A 351-nucleotide genomic window follows, 5' to 3' on the forward strand; every position below is an offset into this window, starting at 1 on the left:
CGCATTGCAATTGGAGGTAGAACAATTATCGGAAACCAATCAAACTTACCAAAATACTGTCATTCAATTGGAGAAAGCAAACAATGAATTAATCGGGAAAAACAATCAGTTAGAGTCAAATCAAGAAAAGGAACGAATACAGTTTCAGGAGTCGTTAGATCAAATAAAAGGTGAAAAAGACGAACTGAAATCAACAACACTGGAATTGGAACAAAGGTTGAATGATGAGAAAAGGGTGTCCCAAGACTTATCTATACAAATAGATCTTTTAAAAGAAAATGAAACAAAAATTAAAGCACAGCAACAACAGGATCAACAGTCCTTCAAAAAAGTTATCCAAGAGTTAAAGAA

1 protein-coding gene is annotated in these 351 nt (G+C 33.3%); it reads left to right on the forward strand.

Annotated elements, in window-relative coordinates; translation table 11 throughout:
• Positions 1-351: hypothetical protein (locus tag ADA55_RS29875; protein WP_048686043.1), on the forward strand; the 351-nt coding region annotated here is incomplete at both ends.

Source organism: Bacillus sp. 220_BSPC, from assembly GCF_001054655.1.
Classification (GTDB): domain Bacteria; phylum Bacillota; class Bacilli; order Bacillales; family DSM-1321; genus Peribacillus; species Peribacillus frigoritolerans.